Source organism: Streptomyces sp. NPDC005925 (assembly GCF_040638805.1).
Classification (GTDB): Bacteria; Actinomycetota; Actinomycetes; order Streptomycetales; family Streptomycetaceae; genus Streptomyces.
Genome location: NZ_JBEXVL010000028.1, coordinates 40,918 through 63,190, shown reverse-complemented (window position 1 = coordinate 63,190; position 22,273 = coordinate 40,918). Strand labels below are relative to the sequence as shown.

Sequence of the window (22,273 nt, the reverse complement as noted above, 5' to 3'; positions counted from 1 at the left end):
GGGCGGTGGTCAATGTGGTCACCGGTTTGCTCCGGCCGGAGTGCGGGCCGGGCCGGGTACGGGCGCGGGCAGCGTGAGCTGCCAGACCTTGGCGGGGGGAAGGTTGGCCCACACCGTCCAGCAGCCGGTGGCGTACTGACGCCCGTCCGTGTACGGGCGAGTGGCGGCCGGTGTTCGAGGGTATGGCGGGGTGGGGCGGTGGCAGCACGTACGGTCTTCCGGTCAGCAGGAGCCGGCGCGAGCACCCCGCCCTTAAATATGTCATGCACCGGACATACGCACGCAGTGCGGTGTCGAGAAGAAAGGGCGCCGACGCCATGACCAGATCCGCCTCCCGCACCTCGTTCCGGGCGTGCCTCGCGTTGGGCGCCGCCCTGGCGTCGACCGCGCTGGGCACCACGGCGAGCGCGGCCATGCCCGCCTCGGCAGCGCACGGCGCCGGCCCGCAGGCGCACGCGGCCGCCGCATCCGGCTGCCCGGTCGTCTACTTCGACCTGGGCGAGACGCTGGTGCACACGGCCGAGGACGGCAGCACCGGCTACCTGCCGGGCGCGGCCGCCTACCTGCGCGAGCTGCGGGCGCGGCACATCACCGTCGGCCTCATCACCAACGTTCCGTCCTCGTGGGGCGCGACCGACGCCGAGCGCGCGGCGGTACTGAAGAACGAGGTCGACGGCGCCTGGACGGACTCCGCGCCGTTCGCCTGGGAGGACTTCGGCGACCGCATCCTGACGCCGCGCACCGAGGAGGAGCGCAAGCCGGCACCGGCCCTCTTCGAGCGCGCTCTGGCGGACGCGGACGGCTGCCGGCCGGTCTACGAGTCGGAGACCGCCGAGGAGACCCGCGTCGCCGCCTCGCTCGGCTACGTGGCCTACCAGGTCGGACAGCCGTCCCGGCCCGCCTACCTCCCGGCCCGCCTCATCGAGCTGCTGACCCGCGCCGCCGGCTGACGCCCCGTGGAACAGCGGCGGCAGGCGCCCCCACGCGCCTGCCGCCGCCTCACCCCCGGCCCGCGCCGCGACGCGGAACGGGCGGCGGGGCGCTCTACACGCCGGCCCCCCGGCGTGCGTCCGTGCGCGGCCGCCCGGGCACCTGCGCGTCGCCGGCCGCCGGGGGCAGGCCGGCGTCCGCGGCGGGCCCGTCGGCCGGCCCGTCGGAGCCCGTCCCGCCCGGCGCCGCGGTCGGGCCGGTACGCACCGCCGTGCTGCGCACGACCAGTTGGAAGGCGCCGAGGAGCACGGCGGTGGCCAGGGCGCTGTGCCAGAGCAGGGCGTCCAGGCGACCGGCGGAGAGGTAGGCGCCCACGGCGACGGCGGCCAGGGCGCACACCGCGCGGTCCACGATGGACTCCACCGACAGGAGGGTGGCCCGCGGGGCGTGGGGAGGTACGGCGTCGTTGACCAGCTTGCGCTGTACCGGGTAGGCGAAGCCGGTGGCCACGGCGAACAGGCAGAGCAGGGCGACGACCGTCCATGGCCCGCCGGCCGCCATGCCGGCCAGGGTGCCCGCGAGGGCCAGGCTGAGGACGGACACCCACGCCACCGGCGACAGGCGGCGGCTGAGCCACTGCGGGCGCGCCGAGCCCACGGCCTCCGCCAGGGTCATGGCGGCGAGCACGCCGCCGTGCCAGGACTCGCCGATGCCGTGGTCGATGAGGATCGGCTGGAACAGGTTGACCTGGCAGATCCGGGACAGCGTGAACACCGCCACACCCTGCACCATCACCAGCGCCAGCCACGGCGAGGAGGCGACGCAGCGCAGTGCGGCCCGTGCGTCGCGCAGCACGGTGCCGCGACCGCCGGACGCCCGCGCGGCCTTACGCGCCGGGTGCGCGGCCGTGCCGCCGTCCGCGGCGGGGCCGGCCAGTCGCGGCAGGGCCACCGCGCAGGCCAGTGAGCCCGCCGCGCTCGCGGCGCTCAGGACGTACGGTGCCGAGTGGGCGAGGGCCATGAACGGCCCGACCAGCGGCCAGCACAGCACCTTCGCGGCGAGGCCCAGGGCCCGGGCGGTGCCCTCCGCCTTCAGGTAGTGCGTGCCGCACCGCTGTGCGTGCAGCCCGTCGTACAGGTAGGCGCTGGCGGCCCCCGACGTCAGGGAGCGACCGGCGGCGATGGCGAGGAAGTGGACGAGGAACCCTCCGTACGAGGGGCTGAGCACCGGCATGAGGTTGGCGGCCGTCATCACCACGGCGCCGGCGCGCAGGCAGTTGCGGGCGCCGATGCGGTCGGCGATCAGCCCGGTCGGGATCTCGAAGAGGCAGAAGGCCACGTAGTAGACGCTCTGGATGCCGAAGATCTTCGCGTCGGAGAGGCCGGCCTCCTTCTGGTAGGCGTAGAACACCGGCATCCACCACAGCAGGTTGAAGAGCAGCTGGAAGCCGTAGTTGAGCCGGATGATGCGGCGGGCGGTATCGGTCAGGGGGGCGGTGGGCCGCGCGTCCCGGCGCGGCAGGCGGGCGGTCACAGGGCGTACGGGCGGATCTGGACCAGGTGGAAGTCCCCTTGGTCAGTGAGCAGCCACTCGATGTCCAGGGGGGCGTCCACCTCCGGTGCGCTGAAGTGGGACTGGAGCAGCCGGCTGGTCAGGGACAGGTCGGCGAGCCTGGCCCGCGTGTCGGCGGGCAGCCCCTCGGACCACGAGCCGAGGTCGAGGGTGCGCCCGCCGCCCTCGACGGTGTTGTAGAGGTACTGCTGGGGCAGGACGGCTCCCTCGACGACCTGCTCGGGCGAGCCCGGCGAGCAGTTGAGATAGACGTTGCGGAAGTCCTCGCGCCGGGTGGGGTTGCAGGTGACCAGGACACCGCCGAGCGCGGCGGGGACGTACACCTGGATGATCACGCCCATGTAGGCGTCGTCCAGGGAGATGCCGACCTGGTGGCGCAGCCGCACACTGCGCGGGGAGAGCAGGGACGCCCACACCTGGCGCACCGCGTCGAGGAGTTCGCCGGTGCCGCGGACGGTGGTGACGGAGTCGTAGACCCCGGCCGCGGAGAAGCCCGGGAGGTCCTCGGCGTTGGAGGAGGAGCGCACCACGAGCCGGCTGCCCTCGGCGAGCGGCGTAGGGAAGGAGCGGGTGATCTCCCGGGCGACGGACTCGGGCATCGGGGCGTGCCGGATGAGGTGCTGGAGCTGCAGGCAGAGCGAGTCGAGGACGTCGGTGGCGTCGAGTTCGAGCGCCATCTTCAGCTTGCCGATGCCCTGCTGGAGCGCCGGGGAGGAGGTGAGGAAGCGGTGCTGGAGGGAGAACGGCAGGGCGACGCCCTCCGGGGCCTCGACCATGCCGGCGACGAACGAGGTGGCGGCCGCGCGCAGTTCCGCGGCGGACGGCGAGCGCAGGCCGAGCCGGGTCGCGAGGTGCCCGTAGAGGTCGTCGCGGGGCGGGCGGGGGCGGCCGTAGAAGGCGGTGAGGTCGGCCGTGCGACTGTCCAGCACGTGGTGCAGCTCCCCGAGGTTGGCCGCCTTGGTGCCGTAGCGGTCCCGGTCGGCGCTGCGCAGCCGGTGCAGGGACAGCACGGGCGCGTCCCCCAGCAGCGGCGTTTCGAGGCGGATGCGCTGCTGGTGCCAGACGGGGGCGCGCAGCTCGGGAGCCTCGGCCAGGCGCTCCAGGGTGATCTCGTCCTCGTGCACCCGGTAGCGGACCCAGGCGCCGTCCAGGCCGTCCCGGTCGATGAGGTCTTCCAGGTCGCGGACGATGGCGTTGGGGATGCCCCATCCGGTCGCGAGGACGTTGGTGTGGGACAGCGGGGTGATGGGGGCGGTGTTGATGAATCCGGTCACCCGCTGGACGTCGTCCGGCAGGCAGGGCATGGCGACGATGTCCGACCAGCCGAGCCCGCCGGCCGCCGCCTGGTACTCCGCGGTGGTCCGGAAGTAGCGCAGCCGTCCGGTCGCCTCGCCGGTGTTGAGGGGGGTCCGGGTCCTGGTGCCGAAGAGTTCGTGGCTGAGGATGCGCGGCACCCGCTGCTCGCTGATTGCGGCCAGCTCCTCCTCCTGGCCGTGGTTGGCGGGCTTGAGCAGCAGCGGCAGCCGTCCGTCGACGCGCTCGCGGACGAAGGCGTAGAAGTGCTCCAGCAGCGCCCCGTGCATGGTGTCGGCCTCGGTCGTCTCCAGGACGAGGAAGAGGCGCTCGCGGCCCTCCGTGTCCTCGTCGCTGTGCAGGGACAGCACCCCGAGGAGGAAACGCCGCTCGGGGTCCATGTAGACGGAGGCGTTGAACGCGTCGAGGTCGGCGTCGAGGTCGGCGACGTCCATGCCGAGGACACGGGTGGCGATGTAGTTGACGTGGAAGGGGTGTGCGGCCGTGTCGAGCAGGTGCCAGGTGTCCTCGCGCCGGTCGACGACGACCTTCAGGTACGGGTGGCCGGCCAGCACCCCGGACAGGGTGCGGAACAGCGGCAGCGACAGGTTCTCTCCGACGACCGTGCGGTCGTTCGCGGGTACCGGGGCGTCGGTGGGGAGCAGGGCGGTGGTCATGCGGGGACTCCCTCGGGCCGGACGGCCGGGCGGAAGAGGCGGGCGGCGGGCCGGAACGGCGCTGCGGCGGGTCCGGCGGGCGGCAGCGCGGTGGGCAGGGCGTCCACCAGGGTGGTGAAGTCGCGGAGCACGATGGGTGCGTCGGCGGCGGAGAGCAGGCACAGGGCCGCCATGGTGTTGGCCCCGCCGGCCGGGTCGTAGACCGGCACGGTGCTGCCGTCGGGCAGCGAGCTCTCCGGCACCACCGACAGGGAGCTGCCCTCGCTCAGCGCGACGGCGTCCCGGACGGCGGGGAAGTCCCAGATCCTGCGGTCCGGCCAGGCGGCGCCCCGCCCGTCCACGGCGAGGACGACGAGGGAGCCGGCGGCGCCGCGCGCCTGCGCGGGGCCGAGCACCCGTTCCGGCCAGGCGACCGTGCGGCCCAGCAGGTGGTCCACCAGCATGCCGACGAGGTCGACCCCGTAGACCTCCTCGGTCTGCGGGACGGTCATCGCGCCGCCGAACCGGGCGGCCGTCTCGATCAGCCACATGCGCCCGTCGGAACCCAGCTTGATCTCGGTGTGCGTGCCGCAGTCGCGCAGGCCGAGGGCGTCGACGGCCCGCCGGGCGAGGTCGACGACACGATCCTGGAGGTCCGCGCGCAGCGGCGCGGGGGTGATGCTGGCCCGCTCGGTGAAGGGCTCCACCGTGGGCATCCGGCCGCTGAGGCACACCGGGTGGAAGACGCCGTCGGCCACCACGCCCTCGACGCTGACGTAGTCGCCCCAACCGGGCTCGTCGAACCACTGGGCGGCGGTGCCGGTCACGATCTGCTCGACCACGTAGTGGGCGTCCGCCTCGGCGACGTGCAGTTCGGCGAAGCCCAGTTGGGCGGACTCGGCCATCACCTCGCGGGAGCGGAGCCAGGCGGCGTCGGCCTCCTGCGGGGAGCGGATGATCTGGTGGGCGGTGGAGCCGGCGCTCCAGGCCGCCTTCAGCAGCATGGGCGCGGGCAGGGCGGCGACGGCCTCGTGGAGGTCCGCCCACGTGGTGACGGGGCGGAACTCCGGCTGCGGCAGGCCGTGGCGCTGCCAGGTGCGCCGCATCATGCGCTTGTCGCGGGCGAGCGCGGCGGCGTCCCCGGCCCCGGCGAGACCGAGTGCCCCGCACGCCTCGGCGACGGCCACGACGGCGTACTCGGAGAAGGTGAGCACCGCGTCCGCGCCCACGGCCCGGGCCCGCGAGACGATCAGGGAGACCAGGTCGGACCGTTCCTCGTCGGCGGGGGTGGTGACCGAGGCGCACAGGTCGCCGGCCGTCGCGGCCACCGTCGGCGGGAGCGGGCTGAGCGCCAGCAGGTGCACGTCCGCTCTCGTGGCCGCCCGGGCCAGGACGTAGCCGAGCGGTGGACCACCCTTGGCATGCACCAACAGCACCGTGCTCACGGACGTTCGTCTCCTCAGGTCGTCATGCGAATCACCATGCGCGGTCGCCCGGTCCCTCTGCCTGGTCGTCTGCCGAACTCGCCTCCGGCCCCTCGGGCGTTCACGGGAGGCGTGCGGTGACCCGCCCCGGGGAGATCGCCCGGGGGTCACCGACCGCATACACAAGAGAAGCAGACGCGAGGTGCCCTGACTGCCGCGGTGAGGCCGCTGCCGCTCAGGCAAATGCCTGAGTTGTAAACACCGTTGCGCGAGGGTGAAGGTTTCGTGATCACTTCTGGCGCGCCCCGCCGGACCTGAACTCAGATGCACGGGTCGGGCGGGGGCCGGGCGGGACCACCGGGCGCGGCGTTGCCGCTTCCCGCCGGCCGGCGGACAACGAACGGAAGGGTCGCCGTGGACGATGCCAGCCTCAAGGCGCTGCTGGAGCACCTTCCGGTGTCCTGGTGGGAGGTCGACGCCCGGGGACGGGTGGTCGAGCAGGGCGGTGGCGCACTCCCCGACCTACCCACCGTGCAGCGGTTCGTCGACCGGCTGCGCCGGGAGGACTCGGCGTCGGGGCCCCGCCCCGACGACGTCCGCCGGCCGGTGCAGTTCGACGGCCGGACGTTCGAGGTGAGCCGGGCGCCGGGCCGGGGGCGGGCAGCGGGGCGCACCCTGGGGGCCGCGGTGGAGGTCGGCGCGCAGCCCGCCGGGACGCGCCGGTACGCCGCCTTCGCGGACTTCGCCGACCTCGCCCCGGCCGCGGCCTTCATCCGCGACCGCGACGGCCGCTACCTGTGGGCCAACCACTCCTACGCCCACCTGTACGGCACGACGCCGGACCGCGTCGCGGGAAGCCGCATCGAGGACTTCGACTCCCCCACCGACGCCGCGCAGTTCCGCGCGCTGGACCAGGACATACTCCGCCGGGGAAGGCCAGTGCGCCACACGCTGCGCTACCACCGCTCGGACGGCAGCACGGGCCAGGCGGCCGGGCACCGCTTCCCCGTGGAGGAGAACGGCCGGACCTGCGTGGCCGGAATCTACGTCGACATCACCGAGCACCTCCGGGCCGTCGACCAGCGCCAGGAGGCCGAGGAGAACCTGCGGGCGCTCCGCGACCACAGCGGGCTGCCCTGTGCGCTGCTCGCCCCCGACGGCCGCATCGAACAGGCCAGCACCGCCACCGTCGAACTGTTCCGGACGCGCCTGTCCGACCTGGTCGGCCGTCAGGCGCAGACGCTGCTGGCCGCCACGACCGACCTCTCCCGGCTGCGCCGTGCGTGGGAAGGACTGGTCACCCGCCGCGTCCGGCGGGTGGAGGCCTCCGCGGTGCTGCTCGACGCGGAGGGCCGCCAGCGGCGCGTGTGCGTCCACCTGGCCACGGTGAGCCGGTCCGCCGACCGCCCGGTGCGCGTGTGGGCCGTCGTCACCCACCAGAGCCTGGCCCACGAGCCCCACCCGCCGCTGACCGCGGCGCAGATCCGCATCCTCGCCCTGCTGGCGGCGGGCAGCACCAACGGGGAAATAGCCGCTTCGCTGAGGCTCTCCCGACAGACGGTCGACTACCACCTGAGCCGGCTGCGCGCGCTGCTGGGCGCCGCGACCAGGCCGTCGCTCGTCGCCCGCGCCTACGCCCTCGGCATCCTCGCCCCCGGCAGCTGGCCCCCGCACCCGGCCGCCGCCGCCCACCCCCTCAGCTCCGCCTGAGCCGCCAGGCCCGGCGGTCGGCGCCCGCGCGGGTCCGCGGGCGGGGCCATCGTGTGGACGAGGACGAGCAGTCACTGTTCTTCCAGCGCGGTACGTCGCCCACCGGGCGCCCTGCGACTTTTTCCCCGATGGAAGATCGAGTCGCGGTATCGGACGGTGCCGGAAGCACCGCTGACGGACAGCGGGCCGGGCCGACCCCCCAGCACGGCACCAGGGCCAAGAGGAGAACCCGTCCGGCGCTGCCGCCGAAGTCATGCACTGCTCTCACGTTCCGTCCGATCGCGGGGCCCGCCCCCTTCCCCTCCGTTAGATTGAGTAGGTAACTTAAGGGCATGTCGTTTCCAGATCGGGTCACCAGACCGTTCCTGCGGGTGGTGGACGCCTTCGTCCAAGCATCCGCGGATGACCATGAACTGCACGGATGGGAGATCAAGAAGACGGCGAATCTCTCCGGCGCCGGCACCTACAAGATGCTGGATCGTCTCGAGGACGCCGGCTGGATCACCGGTCGCTGGGAAGAACGCAACCCTGACCCGGGCAAGCCCCCACGTCGGCTCTACCGCCTCACCCCTCTGGGGGAGCCCGCCGCCCGTGCCCTGCTGGCCGAGCGCCGGCCCGAGGCACTGCGCCCCACGAGCGGCCCGAGGCACCTCCCCAAGCCAAACCCTCTGTCCGGTTTCGTGGTTGCCTTCGGCCGACTCGGCTGGCGACTGCCCGGTGGTGAGGCCTGAATGGTCGGCGAAGCGCTCCTGGGCATCCTCATCGCGGCAGTGGTCGCCGAATGCTGCGGCATCCTCGAATGGGCAGCGCGAGTGCTCATCGGCTGGGCGGCCCGGTTTTCCTACGGCCAGGCACCCCGGAGCCACACCCGTCTTGTCGAACACCTCCAGAATCTGGACCGCTGCCCCGGCCAGATCACCAAGCTCCTCTATGCGCTGGGCCTGGTGGCAGAGGGGCTCTTCGCATGGCTGTGCCGCGTGTCCGGGCGCTCGGGCCCACCTGGCTGGGAGAGTGCGCCCCCGAGCCAGTTCTTCGGCGCGGTCATGTCCCTCAGTACCGCCCTACAGGGTTTCGGCGGCGACATTCGTGCGCAGCCCCCCGTCCGACGGAAGGAATTCGCGCGGCTGACCACACGGCTGCGCGGGCTGCTCCGGCACCCGTCCGAGGTGTTCGACGATGACGGCGCGGCAGCGCTCCTGGTGACCACGGGATCGGTGTGCGACGCCTTGATCGATGATCGCAACGAACGCGCGGCTTTGGCTCTCGTCGAAGTCGCCCGACCGCACCTGGAGCGTCTGGGGAGCCACCCGGCGGCCTTCGGTTTGCGCCGCGCCCACGCCTCTGCGCTTCTTCAGCTCGGCTGCCACCGGCGGGCAGAGGAACTGCTGCACGGTCTGATCGAGGAGGAAAAGGCTGCTTTCGGAGTCGAGGACCCGCGGACGTTACGCACACGGCACCTGCTGTACTGGGCCTGGAATGCCGCGGGACGGCATCACGAGGCCGAAGCGGGCCTGCGTGCCCTGGAGAGCAGTCTCTCTTCCGTGCCGGGCACCGACACGCCGTTCCTACGGCATGTCCAGTGCAAGCGCTGGTGGACGGTGGCCGAGCAGCGGCGCACACGCGCAGCAGCGGACGGCTACGACCGGGTCACGGTCGACCGATCCCGCGAGTTGCGACCTGATCACCCCGATACCCTCGACGCCCGGCATTCCAAGGGCAAGATGCTCGTCTACGCCGGAGACGGGCACCAAGCGCACGCGGTTCTTCGCCCTGCGCTGCAGGACCTGCGGCGCGTCGAAGGGGCCCGGCACCCCAACACGCTGGAGACCCGTAAGTACCTGGCCCTGGCCCGCGTACTCATCCGCCCGGACTGCTCCCGCACGCACCGGCGGACACTTCGCGAGCTTCGGCGCACCCTGCGCCGGCAGACCCGCAAGCACGGCCCCGACCACCCGCACACCCGCGACACCCAGCAGTGGCTGGCCCTGCTCACCCGATCCTCGGAGGCCTCATGAAACTCGGACTGCTCACCGCATGCCTGCCCTGGCTATCCCTGGAGCAGGTCGCCGCCTGGGCAGCTCACACCGGCTATGAGGCACTGGAGGTGGCGGCGTGGCCGCGGGACAGTACGCACCTCCATCACGCCGCCCACCTCGACGTCGCCAACTTCTCCGCCGTCGACGCCGAGCGGGTGCAGGAACTGCTGGACGGCCACGCCCTGACCATCCCCGCGGTGACCTACTGCGACAACAACCTGCACGGTGATGCCCGCGAGCGCGACCGCATCCACCAGCACCTGCGGTCCTGCATCGATGCCGCGGCGGCCCTGGGGGTCCCGTATGTCGGCACCTTCATCGGCCGAGACGTCACCCAGTCGGTGGCTGAGAACATGAAACTGGCCGAGCAGCACCTGCCTGCGCTGGTGCAGTACGCGGCTGACCGCAAGGTGCGCCTTCTCGTCGAGAACTGTCCGATGGAGGGCTGGCACCCCGACGGCTACCCGGGCAACCTCGCCTACTCGCCCGAGTTGTGGGACTGGATGTTCGACCTCGGTTTCCACCTCACCTACGACCCCTCCCACCTGCCGTGGCTCGGCATCGACCCGCTCGATGCCCTCCAGCACGCCCTGCGCCGCGACATGGTCGCCCACGTCCAGGCCAAGGACATCGAGATCGACGAACGGGCGCGCACCCGGTACGGCGTCTTCGGCAAGACTGTGTCACGCACCTCACCCGTGGACGTCGGATGGTGGCGCTACCGCATTCCCGGCCGAGGGCAACTCGACTGGAACCGCATCATCGACACCCTCTACTCCGCCGGGTACAACGGAGCCGTCGCGGTCGAACACGAAGACCCCGTATGGGGTGGCACCCTCGAAAAGACGCAACAGGGACTGCAGATCGCCGCCCATACCCTGCGCCCTCTCATCACTCCCGAGGGCGCTGTCAGGTCGGCTGACCGGGTGGAATGATCTCCTGGTCGGTCGTGCCGGGAGGGGTTCGTCCGTGGGCAGCGCGGCGCCGTCGTACGTGCCTCTCTGTCCTTCGTCAAGCGAGGCGCGGGGTTTTGGGTTCGTAGAAGGTTCCGTCGCGGAGCATGGCGAACAGGACGCTGATGCGGTGGCGGGCGAGGCGGAGGAGGGCCTGGGTGTGGGTTTTGCCGCGGGCTCGGCAGCGGTCGTAGTAGGTGCGGGAGGCGGGATCGTGGAGGGCTGCGAACGCGGAGAGGAACATCGCTCGTTTCAGCTGCCGGTTGCCGCCTCTGGGGGCGTGCTCGCCGTGGATCGACGTGCCGGACTGCCGGGTTGCCGGGGCGAGGCCGGCGTAGGAGGCCAGGTGGGCGGCGGTGGGAAAGCTGCTGCCGTCGCCGACGGTGGCCAGGAGGACTGCGGCGGTCCTGACGCCGATGCCGGGCATCGAGGTCAGGACCGGGGAAAGAGGGTGAGCCTCCAGCAGGGCCTCGATCCGGGTTTCCAGGGCCCGGCGTCGCTCGTGCACGGCGGCCGGCGACTTCGCCGGCGACGGGACGATCACGTCGAGGGTGCCGGTGCCGGTGCCGGGGACGACGACTGTCTGCTCGTCGAGTGCGGTGAAGATGTTTCGACCAGCCGCTCGGCCATGAACCGCATCCGCGGCCTGCTCACCCTGGTCCACCCCAGTCTGGAGCGCGTCCTCGGCCCGCGCCTGGATCATCCGGCAGTGACCTTGCTCCTCGAGCGCTACGGGTCCCCGCAAGCACTCCGCAAAGCGGGCCGCCGCAAGCTGGTCGAAGTCGTCCGGCCCCGGGCGCCGCTACTGCCAGGAGGCTGTTGCGAGGATGCCCCCGCCGGCGGTGACCCCCAGAGCGAGCCCGACCGCGCCCGTGGTTCCCCACACGCTCACCGCCTGGTCACGCTCCGGGCCCGCCGGATAGGCGGAGCTGAGCAGACCCAGTGTCGCGGGCACCAGCAGAGCCGCGGCCACCCCCTGTCCGGCACGTGCGGCGATCAATATGGCTGCGGAAGAGGAGAGCGCCGCACCGGTTGAGGAAGCCGCGAAGAGCAGCTGAGCGGTGAGGTACACCCGGCCGGCACCGAAAACGTCCGCCAACTGCCCGCCCAGCAGCAGAAAACCGGCGAAGAAGACCGCGTACGCGCTCACGATCCACTGCAGTGCGACCGAGGAGAAATGGAGGCTCGCTCCGATGTCGGGCAGCGCGACATAGATGATCGAGAAATCGAGCGCCTCCAGCAACTGTGCCCCGGCCAAAGCCATCAGCAAGCGAGCTCCCGGCGTCGGAACGGGAGAAGCAGGCACGCTTGGTCAGCCTCCGTAGGTCACCGGTCCACCCGGGGCAGCAACAGCCCTCTCGAACGCGCGTACAGAACCGTTCAGCGGCCAGACGCGTCGCCACCACCCGGGCACCAGGGATCCGCCCCGTGACACCGTAGAGGCCGATCGCGCTCACGCCACATGCGAATCCGGAAAATCCGACCGAGACGGAAGCCCTCAAGCGCCCGCCTCGCGACGTGAGGCAAAACCCAACGGTGTCCGGATCTGCTCTGTCCGCGTCTCGACCGAGGGCCAGAATCTCGACCGGGCAGATCGCCGCGCTCAAGGCAGGCGATGCCGTGCACTCGGCGGCAGCCTCCCGCCGGCCGGGATGCGGCCGTACCGGTCACAGCCGAAGGTGGCCACATGGCGATCATCGTGTTGCGCGAGCGGCGCAAGGAACTGTCAAAGGACTTCGGCCCGGGCGATGCGCTCTCTCACATCGAGGCGGTACACGCTGCGCCGGCCGACCCGGATGTCCCGGGAGACCCGGGCGACAGGACGTTCTGCGGGAAGCCGACCCTGGACATGGAGCGGGTGGACTACCAGCCCGCAGGACCGGGCGCACCGTGGCTGCCGCCCGACATGAGCAGGTGGGCATGCCGTGACTGCGCTGCCGCGCTCCGGGCGCAGTAGAGGGCCCGGAGCTGAAGCTGCGGGCCCTCGTTCCTCCGTCTCAGGTGAGACCGGCGTGGCGTTGTCCTCTCACCCGTCGACCCGCGGGAAGTACCTGCTCATGGAGTCGCACCGGCCTTCACTGCCCGGCAGGCGCCCGACTGCCCCTTCCCGGAGAGACAGGTTCAGGAGTGGGCGACCTGCAGCTTGTAGACGCTCACCTGCCCGTAGTTGGCGCTGTCGCACGGGGAGGAGTTGCCGCAGTTGGCCTGGGTGTAGGCACCGGCCTTGAAGTAGTTCCCGGACGCCGTGTGCGAGATGGTCGTCTGGAGGACGCCGTTGTAGTAGGCCATGATCTTGCCGCCGCTGACGACGAACTTGCCCTCGTAGACGGTGTGCAGCGCGTAGTTGCTGGTCACGAGCTTGTGATGGGTGTTGTCGCCGTTGGTGATGTAGAGACTGGTGCCCTCCAGACGGAACGTGGTGACGTCGTCGTCGCCGTCGTGGATCTGAGCGCCGACGACCTGCGGCTTGTCGGCGGGGAGCTTGTTGAACGCCTCCCGGAAGGTGAGAGTGTGCGTACCGGAGGTGGCGGACCACGCGGCGTTCGAGGTGCCGTTGCTGGTCATCTCGCGCAGCTCGGAGCGCGGGTAGCCGGATCCGGACGTGGTCACCCCGTTGACGGCGGCGCGGAACTGCACGCCACTACAGGCCGAGTTCACCCTGAACCACGGATCCGAGGAGAAGGTGGCCAGCGCCGGCTGCTTGATCTCGGTGGGCGACTCCTCGGCCCCTGTGGGCAGGGTTTCCTTCCAGTTGGTCAGGTCGAGCTGCTGAGCGGGGTAGTCGCACGGGGCGGCCGCGGTGGCGGTGCCCGCCGTGACGAGGGGCGAGGTCAAGGCGGCCAGGGCGGAAAGCGTGGCCACGCCCGTCGTGGTGATCTTGCGCATTCGGCTCATGTTTCTGCTTCCCTAGGGTTGCCTGTCGGATGCCTTCTCGAGCAGTCAGCAGGGGCGCCAGGTCTCGTACGCGTCGCCGAAGCGCTGCCGCGTACCGCCGGTGTTGCCGACCAGAGCGATCCGTACAGTATCCGGCCCAACTCCACTGTTGGTAGCGGTAGTTGATGGCCGCTGCGGTGTGCGCACCTGACTCCGACCCCGTCGCCGAGCGCCGGCCGCCCGCTGTCCCCCTCGAGCATCGAGCGGGCGCTCGCCGCGATCCGCACCGCGCACAAGGCCGCCGCCATCCCGGCCCCATAAGACCAAGGGCGTCCACAAGGTGCTCTCCGGCTACCGCCAGCGCCTGGCCGTCACCAAGGGCCCGGCCGCCCGCGCCCGCCGGGCCGCGCCCGCCACCCCGGACGCGCCGCGCGAGATGCTCGGCACCCTCGACCGCGAGACGCTCGCCGGGAAGCGGGACGCCTCCCTGCTGCTGGGCTACGTTTGCGCCGCCCACGTCTGCGAGCTCGCCGCACTCGACCAGGCCGACGTGGTGGAGACGGAAGACGGTCTCCTGGTGAACGTCTACCGGCGCAAGCTCAAGCGCCACGACGAAGTCGCCGTGCCCTACGGCTCCCACCCCGCCACCTGCCCGGTGCGGGCCACCCGCACGCTGCTCGCCGCCCTGACCGTCCAGGGGCGTACCCGCCGGCCCGCTGTTCATCCGCATCGACCGGCACGGACGCATCGCCCCGCCCATGACCCGGCACGGCCAGGCCATCGAAGCCCCCTCCGGTCGCATCACTGCGCGTCCTGCTCGTCGCCCACGACGGCGTCGTCATCGCCCTGCGCTACGTCCTCGCAGGCATCGGCGCCACCGCGCCCGAGGAACTGCCCCCGGTCCCGAACGCCTCGGTGTCGCACTGGACGGGCGACGGCCACCGCCTGCGTCTGGCCGCCTGGGGCGACACCGTGGCCGCAGACGGCCACGCACGGCCCCTCGCCTTCACCGTCACCGCAGGCCAGGCAGGTGACGCGCCCGCCTTCGAGACGGTGATGTCCCGCCTCCGCGTCCCCCGCGCCGGTCCGGGCGGGCCACGGACGCGGCCCCCGGCCGTTCTGGCCGACCGTGCGTATTCCTCACGCGCCATCCGCAGCCACCTGCGGCGCCGGGCATCCGTGCGGTCGTCCCGCAGCCCCGACCAAGTCGGCCACCGTCCGCGGCGAGGCCGACTCGGTGGCCGTCCACCCGGCTTCGACAGCGAGGCATACAAGCAGCGCAATACCGTCGAGCGCTGCATGAACCGCCTCAAACAGTGGCACGGCCTGCCCACACGAACGCATCGCCTTGCGGACAGCGCAGCGACTACTCACCTGCGTGCCACTACAAGGACCGACCGCCTCTTCGTCGGGATCACCCCGCCCCCGCGGGGATGATCCCGACAGAAGGCCGACAGAGTCGGTCGGCGACAGCTGCTCCCCGCGCCCTTGCTCCGACGCACGGTCGCAGAACCGACCTGCCCGCAGCCCGTGCGGTGGCTGTGGCGTCCGGGGTGGGTGACTGTTCACGGTGCGAGTGGGCACGCGGTTCCTGTCGGGCGGGCGGGTGTGTCCGTGTCCGGTTCCGCCGTCGAGACCTCAGGAGTCCCCCGTGGTGATCGTCGGAGTGATAGGCGTCCGTGTCGTCCTGGCCGTGCTCGCCTTCTGCTCTCCCGACTGGCCCGGCGCTCGCAGAACGGCGCCCAGCGCGCGTCGGGGCCGGTTCGCGCGCCGGGCCCGTGGCTCCCGGCCCCCTGGGGCGCCTGTTCAGCAAGCCCTTCGGTTCCAGTTCGCGTGGCGTGGGCCGCAGCGGCTCCGCCAACCGGCGGGCGCGTCGGCGTCTGCGGTTCTGACCACCGGGAGAGGAAGGAGTGGACGTGTCCGATGACGAGCTCCTCGACGGCCTGGCGGTGAACGAGCGGCGGCCGGAGAAGCCGGTCCTGCTCAACGCCGACGGCAGCCCCATCGAGTCCTGGCGGGAGAACCATCCCTACGACCGCAAGGTGCGCAGAGCCGAGTACGAGCGGCAGAAGCGGGTTCTGCAGATCGAGCTGCTGAAATTGCAGCGCTGGGTGAAGGACACCGGCCAGCGGATCGTCGTGGTCTGCGAAGGCCGGGACGCGGCTGGCAAAGGCGGCACCATCCAGCGGTTCACCGAGCGGCTGAACCCGCGCGGTGCCCGCGTGGTGGCGCTGGAGAAGCCCACCGAGCGGGAGGCGGGCCAGTGGTACTTCCAGCGGTACGTGACCCATCTGCCCGCCCGCGGCGAAATCGTCTTCTTCGACCGCTCCTGGTACAACCGGGCGGGCGTCGAGCGGGTGATGGGCTTCTGCACGGAGGAGGAGTATCAGCAGTTCCTGCGGCAGGCGCCGATGTTCGAGCGGATGCTGACCGACGACGGCATTCTGCTGGTGAAGCTCTGGTTCTCCGTCTCCCGGGCCGAGCAGCGCACCCGTTTCGCCATCCGTCAGGTCGACCCGGTGCGCCGCTGGAAGCTGTCGCCGACGGACCTGGCCTCGCTGGACCGCTGGGACGAGTACACGACCGCCAAGGTCGAGATGTTCCGCGCCACGGACACCCCGCACGCCCCCTGGACGGTGGTGAAGAACAACGACAAGCGGCGCGGCCGGCTGGAGGCGATGCGCAGCCTGCTCGACCGCTGCGACTACCCGGCCAAGGACCACGCCGCCGTGGGCAAACCGGACCCGCTGATCGTCGGCGCCGCACACACCCTGCTGGAGCCCGGCGAGGAACCTGCCGACCTTTCCCCCACCCCGCTGGCCGGTGACCACGACGGTCCGGGGACCCACCCCGGCCGGGAGGACGAATAACCGCGAGGGGCAGCATGAACGCGCGGGACCGCGGCGACGCGGGGACGCGAGCCGGGGGTCGGCGCCCCGGCAGCCGACGGGCCTCTGGAGATGCGGCTGCGGCGCGGCGCAGCCACTCGACCACTGCACCGCCGACGGCTTCCGCCGGCAGCTGGCCTGGCGGAAGCCGGAGAGCTCCGACACCTACCTCGCCGTCGTGGGCAAGTCGACCGAGCTCGCCGAGAGCAGGAGCACGGGGGCAGTGGGACGGGTGAGCATCTGGACATCTTCTGCACGGCGCGTCGAGGGGGCGCTCCATTCCTGGGCATCAGGCCGGTGGAGTGGGGAGCGTCCCCTGCTGGTAGGCGGTGGCCCGGGCGCGATTCGTGTCAGTGGCTTCGTCGTCGACCATGCGAACGGCCGCTTGCCGCCGCCAGATCAAGTGGGACTCCCTACTTGATGCGGTCGAGGAAGCCGAGCACCCGCTGGTGGACCTGCGTTGCGGTCTGTTCGTCGTAGGAGGGCAGACTGCTGTCGGTGAACAGGTGCCTGTCGCCGGGGTAGAGGAACAGTTCGGCATCCGTCGCCGTCTCGACGATCGCGCGGGCGGCGTCCGCATCGCCCTCACCGGCAAAGAACGGATCCGCGTCCATGCCGTGAATCTGAACCGGGACGTCCTGGGGCCAGGCGGCGCCGAATTCCGAGAGCGGGACGCACGCCTCGAGCAACAGTGCGCCCTTTGCGCCGGGGCGAGTCTGGGCCAGCTTCTGCGCCGGCAGGACGCCGAGCGAGAAGCCGACATAGACGAGCTCCGCAGGCAGCCCCTCGGCGGCGGCGACTCCGCGCGCGGTAACCGTGTCGAACCCGGCGTTCTCGGCGTAGGCGATGCCCTCCTCGAGTCTGTCGAATACCTGCCCCTCGTACAGATCTGCGGCGTGGACGGTGTGTCCGGCCCGCCGCAACTGCTCGGCGAAATCGCGAACGCCGGCGGTCAGCCCGTATCCATGGTGGAAGACCAGCACCTCAGCCATGTTTTTCCCCTCGCACTGCGGTGCCCGGGTGGCGCCGCGGCACGAGTATGGACCACAGCACTGACATCGCCGGGCCCCGACCGGACAGGACCAGGCCGACGGTCCCGGTTCGGTGAGACCAACTTCGAGAGCGACGACTCGTCGGTCTTGGAAGCACAGCCTCAAAGGGACGGCCCGCAACCACCGCGGATCATCCAGAATGGCCCCAGGGTGGACTGCTCCGGCACCTTCGAGGCCGGCGCGGGCGGGTCGGCGGCCCGAGGGCTCGTGTGGACGGCGCGAACGTGTCCGACGGTTATGCGCTGTGAGGCGAGCCGCTGGCGGGCTCGGCGTCGGGCTTCATGGACCTCGGGGGGCTGATCTTGTTGCCTTTCCTCGGCGGGGTCAGCCTGCCCGGGTGATCACGACGAAGCCCGCGGTAGCCGTCGTCGAGGAGGACCTCGACGTGAGGAAAGCGCTGGAAGCAGACCAGGCAGCCCGCGCGTGACCTGCCGGGACGGTGGACGGCGCGTGGGGGACGGGTGCCCGGTGGCGGGCGGGAAAGGACGGGCTGACGGCGAACCGCCCGGGGGCGTACTGCGTCCCCGTCGGTGTGACCACGACGACCTCGGGGAGAATGTGACGTGTCCAAGCGGATCTGTGTGGTGCTCGCCGCCGGTGCACTGATGCTGTCGGCGGCCGGCTGCTCCGGCGGTGACGACGAGAAGACGCCCCATGCAGACGCCTCTTCCTCCGGTCCGGCGCCAGGAGCGAGTCGGTCGGCACCGGAGTACGCCAAGTACAGCGACTTCCCCGGCAAGGACTTCGCGACGACCGAGCCGGGGCTGAGCCTCGGGGTACGCGTCAAGCCCATCGACACCGCCTGGAGCCCGGAGCTGGCCGGCGTGTCCGCCGACGCCGGCAAGCACTTCTTCGCTGTCTACGTCGCCGTCACCGGCGAACTCGCCGACCGCGGCGTGAACAACGCAAAGCTCGACTACCTGCGGTTGAAGTACAAGCCGACCGACCCGATCTGCGGGCCCGAACAGAGCGGGTACTGCTTCCGCGACGCCTACCCCAAGTCCCAGCTCGCCGACCTCCAGGAAGTCCAGCAGGACGCCGGCGGCAAGTGGCGCGACTACGCCTGGCACAACATGTCCGTCATGGGCACCAACGTCTCGCAGGGCAGCACCATGCTCGGCGTGGTCGGGTTCAGCGTGAGCGACGCCGAGAAGGCGACCGGCTTCGAGCTGTGCGGACCCACCAAGGCATCCAGCGTCGACACGGACAACTTCGCCTGCGTCCCGATCGACACCCCCGAACGCAGCCAGTAACGGCTCCGAGACCCGCACCGACCCGCGAGAGCCCGCTGATCGCACACGCGAGCAGCGGGCACGGGCAGGAAACGTAGAGGCGGCGCGAACGGGACTGACGCACGGGGTGGTGACATCCGATCTGACCTGCCCGTGGGGCGGCCTGGAAGGATGGTGCTGTGCCTGCCCCGTATCGCAAGGGTTCCGTGACGACGTCGTGCGAGTGGCGCGCAACCGTGAGAAGGCGTCACCCTTGCGCCCATCGCGGAGGGCTTCGGCATCCATGAGATGAAGTGGAGCCGTACGGAGCGAAGGTCCGCTTCGACGCCCCGGCAGGTCTTTCCCCGTCCGGAGCCGTGCGCGGAGCCTGTCTCCGCTCGCTACCCGCCGGGGCCGGTCGTGCGCAGGACGGCGCGGGCGACCGCGCGCAGGGCCGCGACGCCGGTGGTCTCACCGTGCCCGGCGAGCCAGGCGAGCGCGGCGGTGCAGGGTGAAAGCCCTGCGACCTGCGCGTAATCGAGCCCCGGGCGGGGGTAGAACTCGCGGGCCGCCGCCGGCAGGAAGGCGATGCCCTGCCCGTTCGCGACCGCGAGCAGCAGGGTCTCCATGTCGGTGACGAGGGGCCCGTAGCGCACCGGAGTGCCGTCGGGCCGCGGGTTGCCGGTCCAGTGGTTCCACCAGCCGCGCACCGCGTCACCCGGGATGTCCACGAAGACCCGGTCGGCGAGGTCCGCCATGGTGAGCGGTTCCCGCCGCCGGGCGAGTGGGTCGTCCGCGGGCAGGCACACCACCCGCGGCTCGCTGGCGAGTTGCAGGGTACGGATGCCCGCGGGCAGCGGTTGCCGCAGGAAAGCGGCGTCCACCTCGCCGCTGACCAGCGCCTGAACGTGGTTCACCAGGTCCAGGGAGCGCATCTCGAGCTCGCTCTCCGGGTACCGCCGCCGGAACTCGGCGAGAATCCGCCGGGCGTACGGCATCGCGGCCTCGGCGCCGATGAAGCCGACCATCAGCCGCCCGCACCCCCGGCGCGACTGGCTGCGTATCACCTCGCCCAGCCGGTCCGCCGCCTCCACGACGGCGCGAGCCTCGGGCAGCAGCGCCTGCCCCGCCGGGGTGAGCTCCACCCGGCGGGTGGTCCGCCGGACCAGGCCGACGCCCATCCGGCGCTCGAGGGCGCTGATCTGCCGGCTGAGCGCGGGCTGGCTGATGAACATCCGCTGCGCGGCCCGCCCGAAATGCAGGTCCTCGGCCAGCGCCAGAAAGAGCCGCAGCTGGTGCACGCTGGGGTCCGCGACGAGGGAACCGCTCCCGACGGGCGGTTCGCCGGACCTCTGGGTGCCCGCTCCCGCCGCGGTGGTCCGCGTGGCGTCTGCCTGGCTTCCGCCCCAACCGCTTCGGCGCGTCTGCCGGAAGGGGCCGAACTCCCCGCCCGCGCCAGGCCCCCCGTAACAGCCTGTCACCATTTCTCCCGCAGTGCACCGACAGCGTCACCCCCACAGTGCCCTACCGCCTGCCGTCCCCGCAGTCCCTCGCAAGCGTGTTTCCACCCCTTATAACCATCTGAATATCAATATGCCGTGTCATTGCATGAGTTATGCCTTCACATGCGCGCTCTGTGACGGGCACGATGAGTGACACCTCCCGGACAGCCGCCATGGGACGCGGCCGCCGGAGCGCCCAAGAAGGGGGAACGAGCATGTCAGCACGTAAGGTTCTGGCCATGACGGCAGCCGTGGCCGCTCTGATCGTGGGGCCGGCGTTGTCCGGCTCCGCGTCGGCCGAGCCGACGGCCACACAGTCCGAGTACACCCGGCAGTCACTGGAGGCCGGCCTCACCGGCACCCAGGCCGCCTCGCTCCAGCAGCAGGTGGACGAGTATCTGGCGACGCATCCGGACGCCCGCCAGGTGTCGGCCAACCGGCTCACGACCGAGGGCGGGTCCGTGACCCTCCCCGCTCCCGGACAGAGCCCGGCCCGTGACCTCGCCTCGCCGGAGACCGCACTGGCGTGCGCCGGCGGCCACCTGTGCATCGTGGACGGCCGCGGCCGCAACTACGACTACTACTACTGCGGCAGCTACGGCTTCGACGGCGTCGGCGACGGCACCTTCAACAACAACCAGACGACCGGCACTGTCGCCCGGTTCTACAACTCCGACGGCAGCCTGCGCTGGTCGAACCGCGCCAAGGCCAGCGGCACCGCTTCCTGGACCCCTGTCTTCTCCATCCGGCCCTGCTGATCTCCTCGCGAACAGTCCGTCGCCGGGGCGCCTGCTGACCAGGGAGCCCCGGCGGCGTCCCCGCCCGGCGTCGCCGCCGCACTGACGCCGACACGGCGCACGGGCCCCGACCGAGGCGCAACCGGCTGAGCAGCACCCCGGCCCCGGCGACGGCCGCACCGCCCATCCACCGACCACCGGTGACCGGTGACCGGAGACCGGAGACCGGAGACCGGAGACCGGAGACCGGAGACCGGAGAAGAGTCCCAGCCCAGGAGGCCAGACACAGAACGTGGCTGGGCTCTTAGGGGTGGGTGCCGATCTGGGCTGCCTCGGTCTCGTAGATGCCGTAGTTGCGGTCGGCCGGCGGGATGCCGTAGAAGCAGACGCTGTCGACCTGGCCGCCCGTGTTGCCGGCGACCGACGAGCCGAACTGCACGTAGCGGTAGCCGCGGTCGGTGATCGCGCCGTTGGGGTTGTCGATGCCCGCCTCGGTGACCTTCATGCTGATCGAGCTGTTCCAGCCCCGCACGTAGTCGACCATCTTGTACGGGTTGTTCTCCCCCAGTCCGGAGTTCGGGTTGATGTAGTCCGAGCTGTAGCAGTGCACGGTGGCGATGTCGGGCCGGTACGGGCCGGTCAGCAGGGCGCCGAGACCGTCGCCGGCGTCCGCCACGAAGCCGTTGAACCAGGCACCCGAGCTGCCGTAGGTGAAGCCGGTGCCGTCGCCCGACCAGCGGCCGGCGGGCATGTTGATCGCCCACATCAGGTTGCCGCGGCTCTGGTTCGGCTTGTTCTGCCGAATGGTCGCCAGCCGGTTCCAGCGGGCCAGGCCCGGGTTGTTGGGCTGGTGCCAGTCCGGCTCGTTGCCCAGCTCGAAGACGAAGAGGATGTTGGGGTGGGCGTCGATGTACGGCAGCAACTGGTTCAGCTGCCGCGCCGCCAGCCCCGGATCGGGGTCCTCGGACGACTGGATGATCATCTCGGTGAGGCCGGTGCCGAGCAACTGGTCGAGCTGCGCGTCGCTGAACTGACGGTTGTTCGGGTCGCCCCAGAACATCGAGACGCGCACGGTCTGCGGGCGGATCAGTCTGAGGATGTTGACCTTCTGGTTGAAGGAGATGGGCTCGGCGGGGGAGATCACCGCTCCCCACTTCATGAAGTACGCCGCTGAAGCGGGGGTCGCCGTACCGAGTACCGAGACGGCGGCGAGAGCCGTGGTCCCGGCGCCGAGGGTGCCGAGGAAGTGGCGGCGCGACAGGCCCATGGCCGCACCGGACCGCAACTCTTGACCGTGGTCAGTCATTTAGTGGGGTGTTCCCTTCTCTGACGCGTGCTCAAGGAGATGGCAGAACGCCGCGTGACAGCAGGGCTGTTCGCGGCGCCGTCCGAGATTCCCACAGCCCGCCCTTCCGGCCCAGCCCCCGGCAGAAGC

Annotated in this window: 17 protein-coding genes and 5 pseudogenes; 13 read left to right on the top strand and 9 right to left on the bottom strand. The window is 71.4% G+C overall.

Features of this window, described 5'->3' with window-relative positions:
- Window positions 1–317 precede the first annotated feature (317 nt).
- Entirely contained in the window at window positions 318–950 is a 633-nt protein-coding gene (locus ABZ354_RS24375) for a hypothetical protein (protein WP_358660077.1), read from the top strand.
- Between the two features lie 94 nt (window positions 951–1,044).
- Here the strand turns inward: ABZ354_RS24375 and ABZ354_RS24370 are convergent, their stop codons facing one another.
- From ABZ354_RS24370 to ABZ354_RS24360, 3 genes are read right to left on the bottom strand one after another with little or no spacing between them, the layout of a single operon-like run.
- The gene (locus ABZ354_RS24370) at window positions 1,045–2,463 is read right to left on the bottom strand and encodes an MFS transporter (RefSeq protein WP_358660075.1); all 1,419 of its coding nucleotides are present in this window, start codon (window positions 2,461–2,463) and stop codon (window positions 1,045–1,047) included.
- Window positions 2,460–4,472 carry a PEP/pyruvate-binding domain-containing protein gene (locus ABZ354_RS24365; RefSeq protein ID WP_358660073.1) on the bottom strand — a complete coding sequence of 671 codons (2,013 nt, stop codon included), beginning with the start codon at window positions 4,470–4,472 and terminating at the stop codon, window positions 2,460–2,462. The genes ABZ354_RS24370 and ABZ354_RS24365 overlap by 4 nt, the downstream gene beginning before the upstream one ends.
- The gene (locus tag ABZ354_RS24360) at window positions 4,469–5,896 is read right to left on the bottom strand and encodes an ATP-grasp domain-containing protein (protein WP_358660071.1); all 1,428 of its coding nucleotides are present in this window, start codon (window positions 5,894–5,896) and stop codon (window positions 4,469–4,471) included. The genes ABZ354_RS24365 and ABZ354_RS24360 overlap by 4 nt, the downstream gene beginning before the upstream one ends.
- Before the next feature lie 393 nt (window positions 5,897–6,289).
- Between ABZ354_RS24360 and ABZ354_RS24355 the strand changes: the two genes are divergently transcribed.
- The 4 genes from ABZ354_RS24355 to ABZ354_RS24340 all read left to right on the top strand — a co-directional run bounded on the left by ABZ354_RS24355 (window position 6,290) and on the right by ABZ354_RS24340 (window position 10,556).
- Entirely contained in the window at window positions 6,290–7,585 is a 1,296-nt protein-coding gene (locus ABZ354_RS24355; RefSeq protein ID WP_358660069.1) for a PAS domain S-box protein, read from the top strand.
- Between the two features lie 332 nt (window positions 7,586–7,917).
- Window positions 7,918–8,316 carry a PadR family transcriptional regulator gene (locus ABZ354_RS24350; protein ID WP_358660067.1) on the top strand — a complete coding sequence of 133 codons (399 nt, stop codon included), beginning with the start codon at window positions 7,918–7,920 and terminating at the stop codon, window positions 8,314–8,316.
- Entirely contained in the window at window positions 8,317–9,600 is a 1,284-nt protein-coding gene (locus tag ABZ354_RS24345; RefSeq protein WP_358660065.1) for a hypothetical protein, read from the top strand. It begins immediately after the preceding gene.
- Entirely contained in the window at window positions 9,597–10,556 is a 960-nt protein-coding gene (locus tag ABZ354_RS24340) for a sugar phosphate isomerase/epimerase (protein WP_358660063.1), read from the top strand. The genes ABZ354_RS24345 and ABZ354_RS24340 overlap by 4 nt, the downstream gene beginning before the upstream one ends.
- A 76-nt stretch (window positions 10,557–10,632) precedes the next feature.
- Here the strand turns inward: ABZ354_RS24340 and ABZ354_RS24335 are convergent.
- A pseudogene (locus tag ABZ354_RS24335) lies at window positions 10,633–11,228 on the bottom strand (transposase); the annotation flags it as partial.
- On the opposite strand from ABZ354_RS24335, the pseudogene ABZ354_RS24330 reads away from it, so the two are divergent.
- Window positions 11,206–11,349 (top strand): annotated as a pseudogene (locus ABZ354_RS24330) (IS110 family transposase); the annotation flags it as partial. The pseudogenes ABZ354_RS24335 and ABZ354_RS24330 overlap by 23 nt on opposite strands.
- A 27-nt stretch (window positions 11,350–11,376) precedes the next feature.
- Here the strand turns inward: ABZ354_RS24330 and ABZ354_RS24325 are convergent.
- Window positions 11,377–11,838: an MFS transporter gene (locus ABZ354_RS24325; protein WP_358660093.1), complete on the bottom strand. Its 462-nt coding sequence runs from the start codon at window positions 11,836–11,838 to the stop codon at window positions 11,377–11,379.
- 423 nt (window positions 11,839–12,261) lie between these two features.
- Here ABZ354_RS24325 and ABZ354_RS24320 point away from each other — a divergent pair, with 423 nt between their 5' ends.
- Window positions 12,262–12,531, top strand: coding sequence for a hypothetical protein (locus ABZ354_RS24320; protein ID WP_358660061.1), 270 nt, complete (start codon window positions 12,262–12,264; stop codon window positions 12,529–12,531).
- 164 nt (window positions 12,532–12,695) lie between these two features.
- Here ABZ354_RS24320 and ABZ354_RS24315 read toward each other — a convergent pair whose 3' ends face one another.
- Complete coding sequence (locus tag ABZ354_RS24315) at window positions 12,696–13,469, bottom strand: polysaccharide lyase family 7 protein (protein ID WP_358660060.1); 774 nt, start codon at window positions 13,467–13,469, stop codon at window positions 12,696–12,698.
- Between the two features lie 786 nt (window positions 13,470–14,255).
- Between ABZ354_RS24315 and ABZ354_RS24310 the strand changes: the two are divergent.
- The 4 genes and pseudogenes from ABZ354_RS24310 to ppk2 all read left to right on the top strand — a co-directional run.
- Window positions 14,256–14,375 (top strand): annotated as a pseudogene (locus ABZ354_RS24310) (histidine phosphatase family protein); the annotation flags it as partial.
- Window positions 14,376–14,423: 48 nt separating this feature from the next.
- A pseudogene (locus tag ABZ354_RS24305) lies at window positions 14,424–14,885 on the top strand (transposase); the annotation flags it as partial.
- A 214-nt stretch (window positions 14,886–15,099) separates the two neighbouring features.
- Window positions 15,100–15,340 (top strand): annotated as a pseudogene (locus tag ABZ354_RS24300) (DUF6411 family protein).
- Window positions 15,341–15,364: 24 nt separating this feature from the next.
- Window positions 15,365–16,318, top strand: a complete 954-nt coding sequence (gene ppk2 / locus ABZ354_RS24295) for a polyphosphate kinase 2 (RefSeq protein WP_358660058.1) — start codon at window positions 15,365–15,367, stop codon at window positions 16,316–16,318.
- Between the two features lie 431 nt (window positions 16,319–16,749).
- Here ppk2 and ABZ354_RS24290 read toward each other — a convergent pair whose 3' ends face one another.
- Window positions 16,750–17,328: a dienelactone hydrolase family protein gene (locus tag ABZ354_RS24290; RefSeq protein ID WP_358660056.1), complete on the bottom strand. Its 579-nt coding sequence runs from the start codon at window positions 17,326–17,328 to the stop codon at window positions 16,750–16,752.
- Window positions 17,329–17,951: 623 nt separating this feature from the next.
- On the opposite strand from ABZ354_RS24290, the gene ABZ354_RS24285 reads away from it, so the two are divergent.
- The gene (locus ABZ354_RS24285; protein ID WP_358660054.1) at window positions 17,952–18,641 is read left to right on the top strand and encodes a hypothetical protein; all 690 of its coding nucleotides are present in this window, start codon (window positions 17,952–17,954) and stop codon (window positions 18,639–18,641) included.
- A gap of 359 nt (window positions 18,642–19,000) precedes the next feature.
- Here the strand turns inward: ABZ354_RS24285 and ABZ354_RS24280 are convergent, their stop codons facing one another.
- Window positions 19,001–19,900, bottom strand: coding sequence for a LysR family transcriptional regulator (locus ABZ354_RS24280; protein WP_358660052.1), 900 nt, complete (start codon window positions 19,898–19,900; stop codon window positions 19,001–19,003).
- A 416-nt stretch (window positions 19,901–20,316) separates the two neighbouring features.
- Between ABZ354_RS24280 and ABZ354_RS24275 the strand changes: the two genes are divergently transcribed.
- Window positions 20,317–20,859, top strand: coding sequence for a hypothetical protein (locus tag ABZ354_RS24275; protein WP_358660051.1), 543 nt, complete (start codon window positions 20,317–20,319; stop codon window positions 20,857–20,859).
- A gap of 283 nt (window positions 20,860–21,142) precedes the next feature.
- On the opposite strand, the gene ABZ354_RS24270 is transcribed toward ABZ354_RS24275, so the two are convergent.
- On the bottom strand, window positions 21,143–22,144 hold the full coding sequence (locus ABZ354_RS24270) for a hypothetical protein (RefSeq protein WP_358660049.1): 1,002 nt from the start codon (window positions 22,142–22,144) through the stop codon (window positions 21,143–21,145).
- Between the last annotated feature and the right edge of the window lie 129 nt (window positions 22,145–22,273).

Bases quoted from the DNA above. Each gene is read 5' to 3' on its own strand.
- ABZ354_RS24375 (WP_358660077.1), top strand. From the start codon at position 318: ATGACCAGATCCGCCTCCCGCACCTCGTTCCGGGCGTGCCTCGCGTTG.
- ABZ354_RS24320 (WP_358660061.1), top strand. From the start codon at position 12,262: ATGGCGATCATCGTGTTGCGCGAGCGGCGCAAGGAACTGTCAAAGGAC.
- ABZ354_RS24270 (WP_358660049.1), bottom strand. From the start codon at position 22,144: ATGACTGACCACGGTCAAGAGTTGCGGTCCGGTGCGGCCATGGGCCTG.
- ABZ354_RS24350 (WP_358660067.1), top strand. From the start codon at position 7,918: ATGTCGTTTCCAGATCGGGTCACCAGACCGTTCCTGCGGGTGGTGGAC.
- ABZ354_RS24345 (WP_358660065.1), top strand. From the start codon at position 8,317: ATGGTCGGCGAAGCGCTCCTGGGCATCCTCATCGCGGCAGTGGTCGCC.
- ABZ354_RS24275 (WP_358660051.1), top strand. From the start codon at position 20,317: ATGTCAGCACGTAAGGTTCTGGCCATGACGGCAGCCGTGGCCGCTCTG.
- ABZ354_RS24290 (WP_358660056.1), bottom strand. From the start codon at position 17,328: ATGGCTGAGGTGCTGGTCTTCCACCATGGATACGGGCTGACCGCCGGC.
- ABZ354_RS24340 (WP_358660063.1), top strand. From the start codon at position 9,597: ATGAAACTCGGACTGCTCACCGCATGCCTGCCCTGGCTATCCCTGGAG.
- ABZ354_RS24315 (WP_358660060.1), bottom strand. From the start codon at position 13,469: ATGAGCCGAATGCGCAAGATCACCACGACGGGCGTGGCCACGCTTTCC.
- ABZ354_RS24365 (WP_358660073.1), bottom strand. From the start codon at position 4,472: ATGACCACCGCCCTGCTCCCCACCGACGCCCCGGTACCCGCGAACGAC.
- ABZ354_RS24325 (WP_358660093.1), bottom strand. From the start codon at position 11,838: ATGGCTTTGGCCGGGGCACAGTTGCTGGAGGCGCTCGATTTCTCGATC.